Annotated in this window: 1 pseudogene; it reads right to left on the bottom strand. The window is 78.5% G+C overall.

Features of this window, described 5'->3' with window-relative positions:
• Positions 1-497 (bottom strand): annotated as a pseudogene (locus tag NWP09_RS13240) (hypothetical protein); the annotation flags it as partial.

Genomic DNA, 497 nt, shown 5'->3' with positions numbered 1-497 from the left:
GGCATCGCGAGCTGCACGCGCTCGTCGCCCATCCAGCCCGCGCCGGGCGGCAGCGTCGCGTCGTGCAGCTGGCCGGCGCCGCCCGCGACGATGTGCTCCTGCCGGCTCGCGATGCGCAGCAGCACGCGCGCCTCGGCGAGGGACGCCAGCTGGCTCATCGCGCTCGAGACGCGGCGGGCGGTGAGCGCGACGGGCGCCCGCTCGCGCATGCGGCGCGCGAGCAGATGGCCGACCGCGGCCTGGTGCTCCTCGCCGAGCCGCGCGAGCTGCAGGTCGAGGTCGTCGACGACGAGGGGGCCCGGCTCGAGCAGCGCATCCCACAGCGCGTCCTCGCGGTCGATGACCGGCACGCCCAGCTGCCCCGCGACGAGCTGGGCGAGGCTCGACCGCCCGCTCGCCGCTCCCCCGACCGCCAGCAGCGGTCCGTCGACCGCCGGGCGCCACAGCACCGGGTCGACGGCCTGGCGCGACGGGCGGTCGACGAGGCCGAGCCGCAC

Source organism: Agrococcus sp. HG114, assembly GCF_024723325.1.
In the GTDB taxonomy this organism is placed as follows: domain Bacteria; phylum Actinomycetota; class Actinomycetes; order Actinomycetales; family Microbacteriaceae; genus Agrococcus.
This window is presented reverse-complemented; position numbering and strand designations above follow the sequence as displayed.